Origin of the sequence: Ruminococcus sp. AM43-6 (assembly GCF_003461785.1) — a bacterium.
Classification (GTDB): Bacteria; Bacillota; Clostridia; order Oscillospirales; family Ruminococcaceae; genus Hominimerdicola; species Hominimerdicola aceti.
In genome coordinates, this window is sequence record NZ_QTXU01000005.1 from 36913 (window position 1) to 54311 (window position 17399).

Annotated in this window: 17 protein-coding genes; 5 read left to right on the forward strand and 12 right to left on the reverse strand. The window is 41.6% G+C overall.

Features of this window, described 5'->3' with window-relative positions; translation table 11 throughout:
- Positions 1-595 precede the first annotated feature (595 nt).
- From DW938_RS04915 to DW938_RS04970, 12 genes are all read right to left on the reverse strand, one after another.
- Positions 596-1333: a glycosyltransferase family 2 protein gene (locus DW938_RS04915; RefSeq protein ID WP_118124066.1), complete on the reverse strand. Its 738-nt coding sequence runs from the start codon at positions 1331-1333 to the stop codon at positions 596-598.
- Entirely contained in the window at positions 1330-2133 is an 804-nt protein-coding gene (locus DW938_RS04920; protein WP_118124067.1) for a glycosyltransferase family 2 protein, read from the reverse strand. Before DW938_RS04920 ends, DW938_RS04915 begins: the two co-directional genes overlap by 4 nt.
- Positions 2134-2163: 30 nt before the next feature.
- The gene (locus DW938_RS04925; protein WP_181982666.1) at positions 2164-2583 is read right to left on the reverse strand and encodes a GtrA family protein; all 420 of its coding nucleotides are present in this window, start codon (positions 2581-2583) and stop codon (positions 2164-2166) included.
- Positions 2584-2701: 118 nt separating this feature from the next.
- Entirely contained in the window at positions 2702-4402 is a 1701-nt protein-coding gene (locus tag DW938_RS04930) for a hypothetical protein (RefSeq protein WP_118124069.1), read from the reverse strand.
- Between the two features lie 265 nt (positions 4403-4667).
- Positions 4668-5135: a prepilin-type N-terminal cleavage/methylation domain-containing protein gene (locus tag DW938_RS15250; protein ID WP_118124070.1), complete on the reverse strand. Its 468-nt coding sequence runs from the start codon at positions 5133-5135 to the stop codon at positions 4668-4670.
- A 214-nt stretch (positions 5136-5349) separates the two neighbouring features.
- Entirely contained in the window at positions 5350-5817 is a 468-nt protein-coding gene (locus DW938_RS04940) for a prepilin-type N-terminal cleavage/methylation domain-containing protein (protein ID WP_242992386.1), read from the reverse strand.
- Positions 5818-6258: 441 nt separating this feature from the next.
- Positions 6259-7527: an extracellular solute-binding protein gene (locus DW938_RS04945; protein WP_118124072.1), complete on the reverse strand. Its 1269-nt coding sequence runs from the start codon at positions 7525-7527 to the stop codon at positions 6259-6261.
- Positions 7524-9014: a diguanylate cyclase gene (locus tag DW938_RS04950; protein WP_118124073.1), complete on the reverse strand. Its 1491-nt coding sequence runs from the start codon at positions 9012-9014 to the stop codon at positions 7524-7526. The genes DW938_RS04945 and DW938_RS04950 overlap by 4 nt, the downstream gene beginning before the upstream one ends.
- An 86-nt stretch (positions 9015-9100) precedes the next feature.
- The gene (locus DW938_RS04955) at positions 9101-9382 is read right to left on the reverse strand and encodes a hypothetical protein (RefSeq protein ID WP_117896909.1); all 282 of its coding nucleotides are present in this window, start codon (positions 9380-9382) and stop codon (positions 9101-9103) included.
- Positions 9383-9959: 577 nt separating this feature from the next.
- A complete protein-coding gene (locus DW938_RS04960; RefSeq protein WP_242992394.1) occupies positions 9960-11546 on the reverse strand; it encodes a potassium/proton antiporter in 1587 nt (528 codons plus the stop codon).
- A 281-nt stretch (positions 11547-11827) separates the two neighbouring features.
- On the reverse strand, positions 11828-12814 hold the full coding sequence (locus DW938_RS04965; RefSeq protein ID WP_022287891.1) for a WYL domain-containing protein: 987 nt from the start codon (positions 12812-12814) through the stop codon (positions 11828-11830).
- Positions 12811-13038 (reverse strand): DUF896 domain-containing protein, encoded by a 228-nt coding sequence (locus DW938_RS04970; RefSeq protein ID WP_118124075.1) that lies wholly within the window; start codon positions 13036-13038, stop codon positions 12811-12813. Before DW938_RS04970 ends, DW938_RS04965 begins: the two co-directional genes overlap by 4 nt.
- A gap of 367 nt (positions 13039-13405) precedes the next feature.
- Between DW938_RS04970 and DW938_RS04975 the strand changes: the two genes are divergently transcribed.
- Genes DW938_RS04975 through DW938_RS04995 form a run of 5 tightly spaced genes read left to right on the forward strand, consistent with a single transcriptional unit; the run spans position 13406 to position 17368 of the window.
- Positions 13406-13720, forward strand: a complete 315-nt coding sequence (locus DW938_RS04975; RefSeq protein WP_181984374.1) for a sigma factor-like helix-turn-helix DNA-binding protein — start codon at positions 13406-13408, stop codon at positions 13718-13720.
- Positions 13721-13722: 2 nt separating this feature from the next.
- Positions 13723-15054 (forward strand): PLP-dependent transferase, encoded by a 1332-nt coding sequence (locus DW938_RS04980; protein ID WP_118124077.1) that lies wholly within the window; start codon positions 13723-13725, stop codon positions 15052-15054.
- A 55-nt stretch (positions 15055-15109) separates the two neighbouring features.
- A complete protein-coding gene (locus DW938_RS04985) occupies positions 15110-15433 on the forward strand; it encodes a cyclic-di-AMP receptor (RefSeq protein WP_022287895.1) in 324 nt (107 codons plus the stop codon).
- A 34-nt stretch (positions 15434-15467) separates the two neighbouring features.
- Positions 15468-16463 carry a hypothetical protein gene (locus DW938_RS04990; RefSeq protein WP_242992388.1) on the forward strand — a complete coding sequence of 332 codons (996 nt, stop codon included), beginning with the start codon at positions 15468-15470 and terminating at the stop codon, positions 16461-16463.
- A gap of 41 nt (positions 16464-16504) precedes the next feature.
- Positions 16505-17368, forward strand: a complete 864-nt coding sequence (locus DW938_RS04995; RefSeq protein WP_118124078.1) for a stage 0 sporulation family protein — start codon at positions 16505-16507, stop codon at positions 17366-17368.
- Positions 17369-17399: the final 31 nt, after the last annotated feature.

The window sequence follows — 17399 nt, forward strand, 5'->3', positions numbered from 1 at the left end:
TTTTCCAAGCTTTTTGAATACATTAGATATGACAAAATGTAGCAAGACCACATACAAAATGTTCTCAGAATAAGCTTTGCTTTATCGATCTTTTTCACTGTATTGCGTATGGTACATATAAAAGACCACACAAATTCTAATATGCAAAGCTGGATCTTCGTATTAAATATTGAGGAAAATACAAGCACACACTTTTTAAAACGTTTGCTAAATGTGACAGACAACCAAAGAAAAAGCAGTAGCAGTGCTGAAAAACCGGTGAAGAAAATAAAATTCATCAGATTTTTCCCTGAGGCAAAAAAAATCGTCCCATAAATGAACGCTACAACGAAAACATCTAAGATCCTATCTATGATTATCACGGCAAGAGAAAATGCAACACCATTTTTTAGTTTTTTGCCAATTATCGCTGCTCTGACAATATCGCCCACATGAAATGGCAGAACATTATCCACCAAATAACCTATTCCTGTGCAAAACATCAAGTCTGAATCATGTGAATCTTCATAGACCGATATAAAACTTTTCCAACGCCTAATTCTAAAAAAGTGTCCAAGAGTTATCACAGCCAGCGCAGCTAAAAACATAAGAATGTTCATAGCAGCTCTCCAAATTCCAGTCTGTCAACTGCGTCCTGATACTCAGCAGGTGTACCAAACGATATATGATAATCCGTACCCACTACGCCGGATATAAGTTTATTCTTTATCATGCTGTTATACACGCCGCTCATAAAATATTCACTATATTCGCACTCCGACAAATATCTCTTGGCGTTTTCAAGAAAAATGTCCTTATTTCTGAAATAATATGCTCCGCATATTGCATTGTCACTAATAACAACTTTCTCCTGAGTTCTAATAACAACACCATTTTCATCACACAAAGCATAGCTGAACTGCGGCAGATCTGATTTGAACGTGAACAACAAGCCGTCATACTTTGCCGCACTTTTTTTATCCATAAAATTGAACTCAGAGCAACAAAACATGTGATCGCAGTCATTAAACAAGACTGGTCTATCGTCATTGATATTTTCTACACCTGCCATGCAAGTCAGCACTGCACCTGCAAGAACCTCAGGTATTACCTCCACTCTAGCCTGTGGGAAATACGATAATATACGATTTTTTATATCGAACTTCTCTATATGTTCTCTCAGCACAACAAAAGTAACATCACAATCTGGATTATACTTCAGTATTGACATAGTGGACCAATAGAAGAATGGTCTGTCATGTATCTCGATCAATGGTTTAGGGGCTACATACCCGTCATTGAAAAAGCGCTGTCCCTTGCCGCCCATTGGCATTATTAAATGGAATTTTTTCATCGTTCTCCCCCAACAGTATTATCAAAAATGATCTTTCCCTTATATATATCTTTTTTACAGTAGGAATCTATATACTTCTTTTTGTTAAGCCTATATCGCAAAGCCATGACAAACAAATTATATGACAAATTAAATAATTTTGCATTTGATACCTGATCTTCCTCACGCCATGTGATCGGATAAAACTTGAAATCAACATTATAATATGCTGAAAACAGCAGCATTTCGGCATTGAAATACAGCGAATCTGACAGACCAATGTAAAATTTACTTTTGAGCATATTGGTGCTATACATATTAAGTCCTGAGCCCATATCTCTTATAGACTTTCCAGCTGCCAGTGAATAGATAAGATTAAAAACATGGTTTCCAAGTATGCGCTTTTTTGAATAGCCTTTCAGGCAAGATCTTGATTCAAATCTACCGCCCAAAACGCAACCAGCCCTTTTATAACTTCTCTTTTTCAGAATTGGCAAAAAGTCTCTGATATCCGCCTGATCGTCGCCATGGAGGACAATAACGTAATCAAAATCATTTTCTAAAGCATAATTAAAAGCAACTTTGTGTGATCCGCCAAGATTAAAATTTGCATTATTATTTATTATCTTACAGGGAAGTTCTCTATGCTTCAATAGGTAATCCTGTGTAACCTTTACTGTATTATCCGTGCTTAAATTGTTTACCACAATGATCTCATCAACATATGTAAGCACATCGTCATTGATTTGTGAAAGCACTCTCGTGATCTGCTTTTCACAATTATAGACAGGTATAAACACCATGATCTTATCTTTCTTCATAACGCTTCTCCTTCATCGATATATGTCATATTACAGCTTGGAAATCGTCCTCATAAAAATATAGTTGCACGAAAGCGTCAGCGGCGTTACCAAGATCTTCGATAACATTTTGCTGTATTTAACTATCAATGATATATCCGTTGATGCTGACAGAAATTTATTTACATAAGAGATCAGCAACGACGCCACCGTTATCATGATAAGCTGATACATTATATACAAAATATATTTGCACATTAATGGGATCTTTGCATTATCATGTATAAATATCTTTCTCGTAGAAACTATGAAAACAAATGTTGCGCCTACTATTGAGCTTGTAAAATTCGCATAAACAACACTGATATTTATTAGCTGCGTCATCATAAAGTAGGATATGAAATCAAGCAAAAAACCTATTCCAGAAGTCAATACAAATTTTATTATCTTATCAAGGTCAAGCTTTTTCACATTAAAATCCCCATTATAAAACGTTTTCTGTTTCACATATTATTTTAACACATCACTAAGGAAAAATCAAGTGTTTTCGGATAATTAATCCAAAAACAAACTTTTTGTCATATCGTTCCTAGTATAGCTTTTGGGCTGTCAGTTCTTCAAGGGTACCTATTTCATTAAACAATTCTTTTTTCATGTATATTGTAATATACTGCTGGTTAGTGGTGAATTTATAAGGCTTATAGAAATATACTCTCTTAACAGCCACATAATCATCAACATCTATATTAGGATATGCCTTGGTTATTTCACAGCGGTTGATCACAATGTCAGGCTCTCCCTGTTCCTGCCACTTTGTAAAGGTTTCTTCAGCTTGTTCCTGGGTATTTGCACGATAATACAAAAATACTTTGTTAGGATCGTCTATATTAAAATTATAGAAAATATTCTTGTCAAAATATGAGTCCAACGATACAGATACACCCTGTATTTCAGGATAATCATACCATTCATAATCAGATTCATCAGAGCCGAAATAGGTATAATCTTCAGGGTCGCCCTTGATAAGCTGCTGCCACATTCCCATTATTTTATAATCATCAAGGTGATATTCTTTTATAAAATCAGCAGCTTCATCAAACCAATATGGATAACGAATGTCAAAGTAAGAAGAAGCTCCACTCCATGCTATCGGTATCAAAACGGGCAGAAATACTATCGTCTTTATGACAAACTTAAGCTTTCCACCTAGTTTATCATAAAGTTTCAACATACGATCAGGAAGCTGAACACTGCCGTTTTCTTCAACGATTATCCAAAATGTGAATATCACAAAAGCCGTCACTACGCCTATATGATGTGGCGACGCATAGACGATCGAGCCAAACGCACCAACTACGCTGTATGGTATTATAAAGGTCAAAAGCTTCCTGTTTTTATGCAATACTTCCATGAAAATTGTAAATACAAATATCAATACTATTATAGTAGGGAGTTGTTCCGCAAGGTCGCTGATATCCATGCCATAATTATAAAAAGACGTAAAGATCGCATCTGATAGCATAACAAAATAAAACAATATGTTTCCAACGCCAATTGGAAATGACATTTCCGTTTCACTTGTAGTCTTGCCACCGAGAAAGACGTTTTCATCTGGCACAATAGCCGCCATGACCAACAACGCAAATACCAGCAGACAAAACATCAGCCAACAGCGGCGGTCTTTCAGTATGCCTGCAAGTTTTCCGCTTTTTTTATATTCAATAAAAATCTCTATGAGCCATACGATACACAGACCACCTGCGATCATTATGCCATATGAATGCACAGCACACATGAGCGCAAGGCACAAAAGGTATTTTACAGGGTGTTCATTTCTATTCTTATAGCACACTGCCGCAAGAAAAATCGCAAGTACAAATATGCAATAGGGTCTGCTTATAACGCCGTACTGATAAAACAGGAAGAAGTTAAACGGCAACAGACAACGTATCAGCTTTGGAAAAGGCGACTTGAAAAGCAAGACCGCCACAGCAAGAGTCATGAAAAATATATTGACTACCGCAAGCGACAGCTCGTATGGTGCGCCAAGCTTGGCAAATGGAAGAAGTATCAGATCCCATAGAGGCGGGTGACCTTCATAGTGTGGGATCTCAAAAAGTATCTCTTTTAATGATCCCGAACGTGCAATCGCCCACGCCTGAGCTTCATCAAACCACGGCTCATGAAAAAAAGATACAGTGCAAACGCCAAGCAGGTATATTATCAGCGTTATAACATCGCATTTTCCATGCTCTTTGCTGAACGCCCAGCTTTTAAATTTCTCTTTCATTAATATCCTCCAAAAAAATAATTGACATATAAATTATACCATTTATTAAGAAATTAGTCAATGTTTTTGTAAAACTTTTTGCGACAGATATTGACATGATTAGACTTGTACTCAATGTCTGCAATAAAAAGAAATAACCGCCCCACGTCCAATAGGTCGGTTATTTCTTAAAGAAAAAACTATATTGGAGGTAAACCGCTTAAAGCAGTATGCCTCTTTTTTGTTATCTTAATTATTCCACGGCAATGACAGATCGTCAATAGTTTCAGAATTTAACGCCCCAACTGAAATTATCAGGCAGTTCATCAAGATTTTTAGCAGGGTCAGGATACTGCCCTACTATGCCTTTAGACCCTGGCGAACTTGTATCACACCACTGTGCAAGCTTATATCTGCCGTCCTCACCTGCTATCCAAAAGGCATAGCCTGCATTGTCGCCATTGACGTTAAGTGCGTCATGGACGGCTTTTTCAAGCTTTTTGGATTCGTCAGGCTCTGCGGTGCAATCCACCACAGCCGTGCAGGACTGAACGTCGATATCGTTGCCCTCACACTGCATATCAGACGTAACAGCGTTCACAGTATTAAAAACAATCTTTGCATTGCTGTTTGCACCCTTAAGCTTCGCTTTTCTGATATAACTCATCATAGTTGGTATGAGAATAGCCGCAAGTGCGCCTATTATGGCAATAACCACCACAAGCTCCACCAAAGTAAAGCCTTTTTTATTCATGTCTTTCCCTCAATTCTTTAATCAAAATATTGATCCCCATTTAATATTTTGACAAGTATATTATACAAAATTTACCCGATTTTGTCAAGGAAAAGGCAAGCTTTATTACTCAATTTTACCATTTGTACAAAGACAATCTATTCATATTGGCTATTTTATATACTTTCAGACAAAAAAAGAACCGCTCAAATGAGCGGTTCTGAACTTTCATAAATTAGAAAGATGTACCGATTGTACGTGTTGTGTCATAATCGGATGTTGGGTTTGGCCACTGACCAACAATTGTTGCAGAAGCGTCTGTTGAAGCCCACTGAGCAAGAGTAACGTTCTTTGTAGTGCTATCAATTGTCCAATAAACAACGCCAGCATTGTTACCATTATCCTTAAGTGCCTTCTTTACTGCTACCTGAAGTGGCTGAGAAGCATCAGTATCTGGAAGATCTGAAACCTTTGTAACAGTCTGAGCAGCAATCTTGTCTTCATTACCATCAACGATAAGATCAGAAGCTTCGTTGTTTACAGTTGTGAAAACGAGCTTAGCGTTTGAGTTAGCTGTCTTGAGCTTTGACTTCTTTACATAGTTCATCATTGTAGGAACGAGGATAGCTGCAAGAATACCGATGATAGCGATAACAACTACGAGCTCTACAAGGGTGAAACCTTTTCTGTTAGATTTCTTCATAGAAAATCCCTCCATAATAAATTAAATAAATTTGTTTATAAAAGTGCCGCAAGCCGATTTAAGCAGCTACTTTCCAATAATTAAGTGGCTTTCGGAGTTCTTTGTGTTCTCCTTATCACCATGATTAAAGTATACATCATCTTGTCCAAAATGTCAATAGTTTTTCAGATTTTTTCTCAACTTTGTTCAACTTGACGAAAAACTAATTTTCAATCGGTCATTTTGACGATTTGTAACACTATGTTGACATTCTCACAAAAAATTCTGTCACACACTTTGTCACACACCGTTTTATGATGTATTACCTTACATCGTCCTTAATTATATCTTAAAACAAATAAATTGTCAAGACTTATTTAACACTTTCGTTATTTTTGTGAACTCTGTACACTTCTCATTCATTTTTGAATACATTTTGCACTAATTGTTTCACAAGTTTAACTATTTGTATAATTCCTTCATCTTATTATACAGATTTTCAGAAGCGTTTTCTATCTCCGCCCTGCCATAATAGAGCGACTCGGAGGTGCTTATAAAAAGGTCAAGTACCCCCTGATCTTCAAGCTTCGGGGACATTATTTCAAGCTCCTCTGAGTTTGCCATTTTCTCGTTGGCTTTATACTCTATCCCGTCAAGCATATCCCTCGCTTCAAGGGCTTCCAATGCCGCCTTTGATGCAGGCACGCCCTTTCCCATACCCTGCAGGAGAGCCATTTCCTCACCGTTCACAAGATAGTCAAGAAGCTTTGCGGCTTCCTCAGGGGACTTGGTATTTTTCTTTATGGCATAAACGCTTGTTGGCTTTTTATACCAGCCGCTGCTCACTGCCTGCTTATGCTTTGGATAATCGCCTATAACGATGTCAAAGCCAAGCTTCTGAGCAGGCTCGCAGTAATACTCTGCGTCTGATATCCAGGAAGCAACACCCGCCGTCAGGCACTTTTCAAGATCGTTCCTATCGAAATCCCACGCAGGCTTTGTGACCTTTTTATTAAGCATTTCCTGATAAAAGGCGAGCATGAGCCTTACGTCCTCCGAGGTATACTGAAACTCACCGCTGTCAGATAACATTTTTCTTCCCGTTACCTGCTCCACATACGCCACAGAGCTGAGATAAGACGCCTTTTTCGTCATTTCAACAGGATAGACCTCATCTGATTTCATGACCTCTGCCGCATTTATAAGGTCAGACCAATTTTCAGGCAGGCTCAGACCATAGCTGTCATACATCGTCTTATTATAGTAGAAGGTTATACAGTTCGTACCGGTAGGCAAGGCATTAAGCTTGCCGTTTATTGTGCCATATGAAAGGCTGTCATCATCAAATGCTGAGAGATTTATGTATTCCGACAGCTCATTAAGGTCATAAAAGTCCTCGCCGTCGGGAGAATATTCATAGAGCCAACTGTAGTTTAACTGCATGATATCTGCGGTGGTGTCAGAGAAAAATTCCACGTCCATTCGTGTTTTGAAGCCGTCAAAGTCTGCATACTCAGGTCTTACCACAACGTTCTTATTGCTGTTCTGATAGGCTTTAAGCCCGTCGAGAGTATACTCGTTACGTGCGTCCTTGCCCCACCACGAGAAGGACACCTCGGTCTTTACATTATGCTCCATTCTTCTTTCAAACAATGCACAGCCCGTCATGACAGTCACTGTGCAGATCGCCGAAGCGGTCAAAGCCGCACACCTTACAATGCGTGTTCTCAACTGCGGCTCACCTCTTCCTCTTTTTTATCATATATCACCGCTCTTGCGTCCTCACTGTGTTCTGCTTTCTCGCAGGCTTTTTCTGCCATTTCGTAAAGCTCATCATAATCATCGCTTGTTTCAGGGTAGACCGACGCACCCACTGCACATTTTATGTAGCCCCTGTCATCGTCAAGGCAACATTCCTTCAGCTTATCGTTAAGCTCTTTAACATAAGCCCTCACATTACCATAGGCTCTCACAAGGTCAAAGTTCGTGTGGTCTGCAAACAGAACAAACTCGCCCTCCCTGAAAATTCCGCAGATATCGCCCTCCTTGCGGTTCTCCACCAGTATTTCGGCGACCTTTCGCTCAGCTTCCGTCACTATCTCCTCGCCATAGTTGAGCCTTATAAGCTCCAGATTTGTTATTTTCACGATAATAAATGCGATAGTCGAGCCTGAGATACAAGTTTCCATTTTATCCATAATGCTGTTTTCGGTGTATTCCGCAGTGAAAAGCCCTGTATTTTGGTCCACCTTTGGATATTTTCCAAACTTCGGTCCGTTCTGAGGATCGTTATCCGCCGCCGCTGCCGCAGATATCATAATAAATATGACTGCGCAGCAAATAAAGATACCAAGGCATTTAAGCCCTGTTCTCACATAGTGACGCAAAGTGTCTGACATATCCACAGTAGTAATGACCACCCAATCGTCACTGCAATCATCAATAGCACAGATAGTAGTCATATCCGAAACGGTGACTCCGGTGCCTCCCTCAAGGAATTTAGAGAGCTTTTCATCGAGCTTTTCGCCGACAACTCTTTTTCCGTCGTTAGCATAGATTATCCTGCCATCGTCATCACACAGCATGGTATTTATCTCGCTGTAATTGTCAGAGGGCAGAAAAACAAGATCAAACTCCGTTGAAAACACAGAGGAGATAAAAATAAGATCGTCATTTATCCTGCCTGCAAAATACACACGCCTGTAATTATTGTCCTGTCCCGTGAACCATTTTATCTTGCTGTCCCCCATAAGAGCGGAAATTCTCTTGTATATCTCGTCATCAAAAATATCCTTTGTACCGTCGGTTATCTTTCCCACATTATGTTCATTACTGCTTACAATGCCAAAATCCGTATAGTTGCCCAGCGTACTTAGCTCTATAAGCCTCTCAGTGAGAGCATTCTCCTCATTAAGCACGGCAAATTCGCTCTTTGACGTATCAGTAGGATCATATTTCGCATAGTCCTCATTGCCCATTATAAGCTTGGCAGTGTCCTCCATTTTCTTCATAAAGGCAGCCACGTTCTGATCTGCTTCCGCATTTATGGCAGAACAAAGCTGAGCCTCTTTATGAAATGCGTTCACACCGCTGTAATAGCAGGCACACGCATACACAAGCAGACAAGCAACGAACAGCACTAACACGCTTGTTTTCAAAATAGATCTTCTATATTTTTTTATTTTATCATACAGTTCAAAATCAGCAGAATTTTTCAAAAGCTATATCACCTCTCAGGCTAAATTACTATAATCATTATTAATTATAACACATATGCCCATAAAATAAGTGATTTTTTTGTTAATTATTGCTCAATTTGTATTGTACGGTTTATATCTTTTCTGACACGGCACTGTCTGACCTTATTCGCATGGCGTTTCTTTTTGGTTTCCGCTTCAAAAAGCGACAGTGCCGCCCATGCCGCTGTGAACACGATGCCTGCGGCAAACACTGCTCCCATGTTCCTCTCTGCCACCGCAACAAACAGGAAAAACAGCACCATTCTCATTATAGTTTTCATAAGCCACCTGTCGCCGCCTGCACCTGCCGCAACGATAAAAACATTCATCATGATTATCCATATCATTTTTACACACATCCTCATATTTTTCTTTTTCTATTTCGGGGCTGTATGTATGATAACACAACTTCATGAATTTGAGGGGTAATTTTTTGGACAGCAAGTTTTTTTGTCGATATGCACAGGTAAGAACGTTTGTTTTGATATAAATTCTACAAATCCAAAAGACCCCGCGGCAAAAGCCGCAGGGTCTTTCAGAGAAGTAAGAAGTATAATATGAAGAAAAAATTATGAATGGGGAATGCTAAAGTTATGTATTTTTCCATGCCATTTCACTTTTGCCGCACTCTGAAAATTCAGAGCACAGCGAGATGAAATGAAAAGAAGAATGAAGGAAAATTATATATGAAAACTCATTATATGAAAAACTCATTATGAGTAATTGGTTGACGGAACTTTCATCAAGCTCTCAAAGCTTTTGCCTGAGGTCTTTCTCGGTGTTCCTCTGACCTTGTATATATAATACCTGTTCAATATGATAGTTTTATGAAAAGACACTGAAAATAAGCTGATAAGAAAAGCAAAGTGGTTTTCATATAAACGGCTCACACAAAACGCAAGTCAATCTGCCGCCTTATATCAACTATCCTGATGTGACAACAAGCACATCTCCCTCTTTGAGCCGCAGTCTGCCGTTTGGAATGAGGATACGCCCCTGACGTTTTATCATTACTATCAGGCTGTCCTCTGACATTGTTATCTCTGACACTTTCAGACCGCACCACTCGTGATTCTTATCAAGGTTCATTTCGCTTAAAACAAAATGACTGTCATCATAAAAGCCTGCCGCACTGAGCACCACAACGTCCCCTGCAAGTATCTGGGTTTTGCCTGTTGGTATTATCTTCTCCTTGTCACGGAGTATCATCACCACAAGCAGACCTCTCGGAAAAGGTATATCCTTTATCTTCCGCCCTGCCCAATTGCTGTCCGGCTGAACAGAAAGCTTTATAAACTGCACTTCCGTTTCGTCGCTGTAGTCATTGAACGTTTTCATTACGTTCTCCTCATCGTCTATCATATCGAGCTTTTTAGCAAACAGCGGCAGAAGCGTACCCTGAATACCGATAGACATAAGCACGATACAGAAAACGATATGGAAAACGTCATTTTTCATATATGCGTCATCAACTGTCGCCATGATAGCGAAAACAATAGAGGTCGCTCCCCTCAGTCCTGCCCATGAGATAAGGGCTATCTGCTTCCACTTTGCACCGAAAGGCTTCATTATGAGGGTGACAGCCGCAGGTCTTGCCACGAATGTAAGAAACAGTGCTATTGCTGCCGCAGGAAGTATTATTGACGGCATTTGTGACGGGAATGCCAAAAGTCCAAGTAGGAAAAACAGCAATATCTGTGTGAAGCCCGTTATTCCGTCAAAGAAATGCACAAGGGCTGTCTTTCCTGATATTTTTGTGTTGCCCAGGACTATTCCCACAATGTAACAGCTAAGATAGCCGTTTCCGCCCACTGCCGAGGGCAGAGCGTAGGAAAGAATAGCTATGGCAGTAACAAAGATAGCGTCAAAGCCTGCGGCGTCAAATCGCACACGTTTTATGAGATACACTGCGCCCAAAGATATAAGCGCACCGAAGCCCACACCGAAGAACACCTGTGCAAGCAGGCTCACAACAAAGCCTCCTGCCGTCGCACCGCCTTTCATTACTGAAAGTATTATAACCGTGAGCATATAAGCCCAAGGGTCGTTGCTTCCGCTTTCAAGCTCCAGTATTGAAGCCGTACCGTATCGCAGGTTCAGCTTTTTGCTTCTAAGTACAGAGAACACCGAAGCGGCGTCTGTGGAGCTTATAACAGCGCCTATAAGCAGACTTTCCAGCCACTCGAATCCTAACACGAATTTACAGAACGCTCCCGTTGCAAAGGCTGTGAGCAAAACTCCTGCGGAAGCGAGTATAAGTGACTTGCCTGCCACCTTTTTGGCTTCGCTCCATTTCGTGCCAAAGCCTCCGTAGAAGATTATGAAAACAAGTCCCACCGAGCATATCTCCTCGGCAAATTTATAGTTATCGAACTCTATTTTAAAAAGCCCGTCAGAGCCGAACAACATTCCAAGAAGAATGAACGCCAGCAATGCAGGAAGCCCAAACTTATCCGATATTTTATTGAAAAACACACAGCACAGCACTATCACAGAAGATAAAATGAGCATTGTGGTCAAGCTTATCACCCCTTTTTACCTTATTATAAAAATAGCGCTTTGGGTATCTTCTACTCAAAGCGCCTTTGCTTGTGTAAATATTATAACATATTCGCCCCTGTGCTGTCAACTTTTTGCCGACATCTTACGGAAATTTTACATTACCCCTTGACAATATCGAACATATGTGCTATAATCAATAGTGAAGCAGTATATCCAAATAAAAAACGCCTGCCTTTTACAGCAGACGTTCGCCTATTTATATCTCGGCTCTTTTATCCTTGTCCAAATTTTTATTTGTAGCAATCGGCAATATCTGAAATAGCGTCCTTTGCCATTTCCACTGCCCTTTCAGGTCCAAGCACCTTTGCCTGTGAGCCGAACTGGAAAAGCCAGCCCCAGAATGTTGGTGCGACCTGTACCTCCTCATTTATATAGAAGGTATTGTCGGAATTTTTGTGACATATGGTTTTCTCACCAAAACGATCCATTACAACATCTATGAGCTTATTGTCAAACTGCAATTGCAGCGTCATAAGCTCGCCGCCATACATTCCATAGATAGTCTGACGATTTGTGACCTCTGTCTTCTCCTCCTCGGAAAGCTCCCTCCTGGGGATATCTGTAACAGTGACCTGAGTCATTCTGTCAACTCTGTAGCGGCATATCTTTTCATGCTTTTCGCAATAGCACACAAGGTAATAGTTGTCGTTTTCCCAAACCAGAGAATACGGTGAAACCGTATACACCTCGCCACCGTGGCGAAGCTGTTTGCGTTTTTCAACGGTGTATTCGTAATACTTGAAGTGTATCTCCAAGCCGCTGAAAATGCCCTCTTGTATGCTGTTTATGGCATAGTATATCTGCTCATTGAAGGTCTTTGTCCTGTTTGACACATAGACCATTCGGCGCAGATCCTTTGCCTTGTGTTCAGATGTAAGTGATTGTATCTTCTTTAACAGCTCCTTCGATTTCTTCTGTGTAAGAAACCTGCTTGAAGCAACTGCGTCTGCAAGAACATACAGCTCCTCGTCCTGAAACAGCCTTTGAGCAAGATAATAAGCGTTGGAGTGACCGTCCTTAGTTATCTCAATATCCATTCCGCTGTCGCAGAGGGTCTTGATATCGTCATAGATAGTCTTACGCTCAGCTTTTATGCCGTAGTCGCCCAGAATCTCGATAAGCCTGTTTCCTGTAATGGTGTGCTTTTCGTCTGTCTTGGTCTCAAAAAGCTTTTTCATGGTCAAAAGCTTCTGTTTCTGTCTGGAAACTCCTGTCACTTTATTTTATCCTCCCCGCTGCGTTTCATATCCGAAACCTTAATTCTTGAGCCGTCCGGCTCAATGATCGTCGTGGCTTCAAGCTGACCTGTCAGGTTAGCTATAACGCTTCTGCGATACTCATTTCTCAAAGCCTCACGCTCAGACTTCTCATCTGCGGTAAGCTCTCTTTTTCTCGCAATAGCAGTAAGCTCAGACAATCTGTTAAGCTTTACTTTCTCCATAAATTTTTACACTTCTCCTTAAAGCTTCACACTGCCCTGTGTTTTTATTTTTATCCGCAGTATTCGGCTCAAAATAGAACGGGCAGCTTACACAATACCGCCCTTTTCGTTCAAAAGATGTTCATATCGGCTTTTTCCTTTATTTATATTTATAAGTCCAACAAAACACCCTCAAACAAATTTGCAGATACATTATAACACATATTTCTTTAAATTGCAATGGTAAAATGCACAAACAGTCCGTTTAATTTCCCACAAATTAAACAAGAATTTTGAAAATTGTGTTTGTCCAAAAATTTGCCCACAATATATAGTGGGTAAAAAAATGGTCAGAAAACATCAAAAAAAAGATAAAGAAAGGATTTTTATGCAGCACACAAAGGTATCATACGAGCTTATACAAAACTATATCTCAAGTCCTCGTGTCACTGAGAAAGATAGTCCCGACCCTGCCTCTGCCATAGAAAACAGGCTCATGCGTGAGATAGTGCGGGAAAATTTGACGAAACGGCAGAAATGTTATATAATAATGTATTATACAAAGGGCATGACAATGCAGGAGATAGCCGACGCAGAGGGTGTTTCAAAATCCACAGTATCCAGAACTATCAGGCTTGCAAGAAAGCGCATTTCCTGCGGTATGAAGCCTGCCATGCTCAAAAGCGCACTGAAAGGAAGATAGCATTGAACGCACCTGTGAACAAATTCGTGAATGATTATGCAAAGTCAGGCATAGCGAGGTTTCATATGCCCGGTCACAAAGGGCAGAAATTTCACGGTCTTGAGGCTCTTGACATCACTGAAATAAAGGGTGCGGACTATCTTTTTGAAGCCGAGGGGATCATCGCACAGAGCGAAGCCAAAATGGCGGAAGCCTATAGCAGCAGGCGGACTTTTTACTCTGCCGAGGGGTCGAGCCTTTGCATAAAGGCAATGCTTGGCATAGTATGCCGCAGTGGGCAAGGAAAAAAGATAACTGTTGCCGCACCAAGAAACGTCCACAAGGCGTTTATAAATGCCTGCATACTCCTTGACATTGACGTGGAGTGGATATATCCAAAGGGCGAGTTTACGTCTATATGCGCAGGAAGCGTCACTCCCGAGGACGTTGAAAAGGTGCTGTCAAGGACAAAGGCAGATTGCGTTTACGTGACCTCACCTGACTATCTTGGTGATCTCAGCGACATAAAGGGCATGAGCGAGGTTTGCAGGAAATATGGCGTGCCTCTTCTTTGCGACAACGCTCACGGAGCTTATCTGAAGTTTCTCCCTGAGAGCCTGCACCCCATGGACTTGGGGGCTGATATGTGCTGTGACTCTGCTCACAAAACGCTTCCATGCTACACAGGGGGAGCAATGCTTCATATTTCAAATCACTCCCCTGCGAATTATGATGATTGCGCCAAAGAGATAATGTCAATGTTCGGCTCAACAAGCCCCTCATATCTTATAATGGAAAGTCTTGACCTTTGCGCTGACTATGTGAATGGTGATTTTCCTCGTGACCTTGAACGCACTGTGGAAAGGGTAGAAGTCTGCAAAGATAGGATAACAGCTTTCGGCTGGCATACGATAGGCGAAGAGCCTATGAAGATAACCATTGCCGCATACAAAAGCGGTATCACAGGTGACGACCTTGCAGACAGGCTGAGGGAATATGGCATCGAGCCTGAATACAGCGACACACAATATGTTGTGCTTATGCCGTCGCCTTTCAACAGTGAGGAGGACTTTTTGAAACTTGAAAAGGCGTTTTCAGAGATAAAGCAGCCTAGGATAAGGCTTTTCGGTGACTTACCCACTATACCAAAAGGGATAAAACGCATGGGTATAAGGCAGGCGGCTTTTTCAGCTCAGCACACCGTAAACGTGGAGGACGCCTGCGGTCTTATATGCGGAATGACCGTCACAAGCTGTCAGCCCTCTGTGCCTGTGGCAGTGAGCGGTGAGGAGATAACACCGCAGGTAATAAAAATTTTGAAAAACTATGGAATTGAACGCATAAATGTGCTATAATATAAGGTGTAGCTAAAAAAGCTATTATTACATCAAAATAACAGGAGGCAAAATCATGAAACTTGTCTATGCTATCGTAAACAGCGATGATACCTACGCTGTAAATAAAGGACTTCTGAAAGCCGGCATAAGAGCCACAAAGCTTTCTTCAACAGGCGGTTTTCTTATGTCAGGAAACACCACCTTTCTTATCTGCTGCCCTGATGAGCAGGTAGACCTTGTTATAGAGGTCTGCAAAAAGTATTCAAAGAAAAGAAAGCAGTTCGTTCCGTCATCAACTATCATGGAGCCTGACGGTGCGGCTTCATATCCTGTTGAGGTGGCTATCGGCGGCGCAACTATATTCGTTACTGATATTGAGCGTTTCGAGAAAGTCTAAGGGATAGAAAATTTTCAGAAAGGGGTCTGAGAGCTTGATAATATACGGAAACAGCGAGCCTCGCAGGCTCGTATCTGAGATGATAAAAAAGAAACGAGAGCCGCACTCCATAATGATACACGGAGAAAAGGGGCTTGGAAAAAAGACCCTTGCACGATGGATAGCGGCGGCACTCTTGTGCGAACGTCAGACAGGCGAGCCTTGCGGCGTTTGCAGGACCTGCAGAATGATAGCCGACGGAGCTCACCCTGACGTTATGGTGGCAAGGGCAAACAGCAATGGCAACTATATCGTTGACGATTCTATCAGACCTATAGTTGCGGAAGCTCCCGTTGCACCAAACGAGGCGAGAATGAAAGTATACATAATCCCTGACCTTGACTTATCGGTGAACACTGTTATTCAGGTGCAGAACATTCTGCTTAAAGTCATTGAAGAACCGCCTGAACATACCGCTATAATACTTACGGCGAGGAGCAAGGAAATTTTTCTGCCTACCATAATCTCACGAGTGCTTTCCCTTGGCATGACCTCTGTCACGGAGGCGGAGAGCATGGCGTGTTTGCAGGAGAAATATCCTGCCACTGCCCCTGCGCTCATAAGCGAAGCTGTTTCCGCAGGACGTGGAAATATCGGCAGATGTGTCGAGTATCTTGAACACTCCCAGTTTTTTGACAGCGTGAAGCTTGCAAGAGGTCTGTGCGACGCAATGTGCGGTGGAAACGAATATGACGTTTTGAAAACGCTATTTGCGGCAGACGGCAAAAAAACGTTGCTGAGAGAGGGGCTGAGCCTTTTTCAGGAGATACTCCGTGACAGTGCGGCATTCAGGCTCGGGGGAGAAAGCGAAAAGTCTGTGAGCTGTGCGAAAGAGGGTGCAAAGACGCTCAGCAGAAGCCTTTCCTCAGATCAGGCGGTCAGGCTTTACGATATAGTTTCTGACTACATAGGCAGGATAGACGCAAACTGCAACATAAGCCTGACCATAAACAGTCTGGCAGGACAGATATATTCTGTCACAGGAAAGTAGCTGACGGCAAAGCCGTGATATATATTTGAAAGGAAAAAGAGATGTTAAAAATAATCGGAGTACGCTTTAAAAGCGTTGGCAAGATATACTACTTCGACCCAAAAGACTATGACGTTAAAATGGGCGACAAAGTTATCGTTGAGACCGCAAGGGGCGTTGAATGTGGTGAAGTTGCGCTTGTGGACAGGGAAATAGACGAAACAAGATTCACAAACCCCGTAAAAGGCATTATAAGGCTTGCCACCCCTAACGATATGAAAACTATCGAAAAAAACAGACAAAAGAAAAAGGACGCTTTCAAGATATGCGAGCAGAAGATAGCCGCTCACAAGCTGAAAATGAATCTTATCGACGTTGAATGTACTTTTGACAACAACAAGCTTCTTTTCTATTTTACCGCCGAGAGCAGAGTTGATTTCCGTGAGCTTGTGAAAGACCTTGCGGCGGTATTCAGAACGAGGATAGAGCTTCGTCAGATAGGCGTTCGTGACGAGGCAAAAATGCTTGGGGGTCTTGGCATCTGCGGACAGCCTTTCTGCTGTTCAAGATTTTTGGGCGAATTCCAGCCTGTTTCTATTAAAATGGCTAAGGAGCAGGGCTTGTCGCTTAACCCTACGAAGATCTCAGGCACTTGTGGAAGACTTATGTGCTGTCTGAAATACGAGCAGGACAGCTATGAGGATCTTCTCAAGCACACACCAAAGGTGGGCGCTATCGTAAGAACAGCTGACGGAAAGGGCGTTGTCGAGGAAGTAAATCTGCTCACAGGCAAGCTGAGAGTTAAAATGGATAAAAACGACAATGTTGTTGTGGTAAAGAAAGACGATATTGAGGTAATAAAGGATTCTGTTATAAGGCTCGATCGTGACGAGATAAAGGCTTTGAAGGGGCTTGAGGGCAAGTAATTTCAGCGCTTTGCACGAGCGATCACCGCAG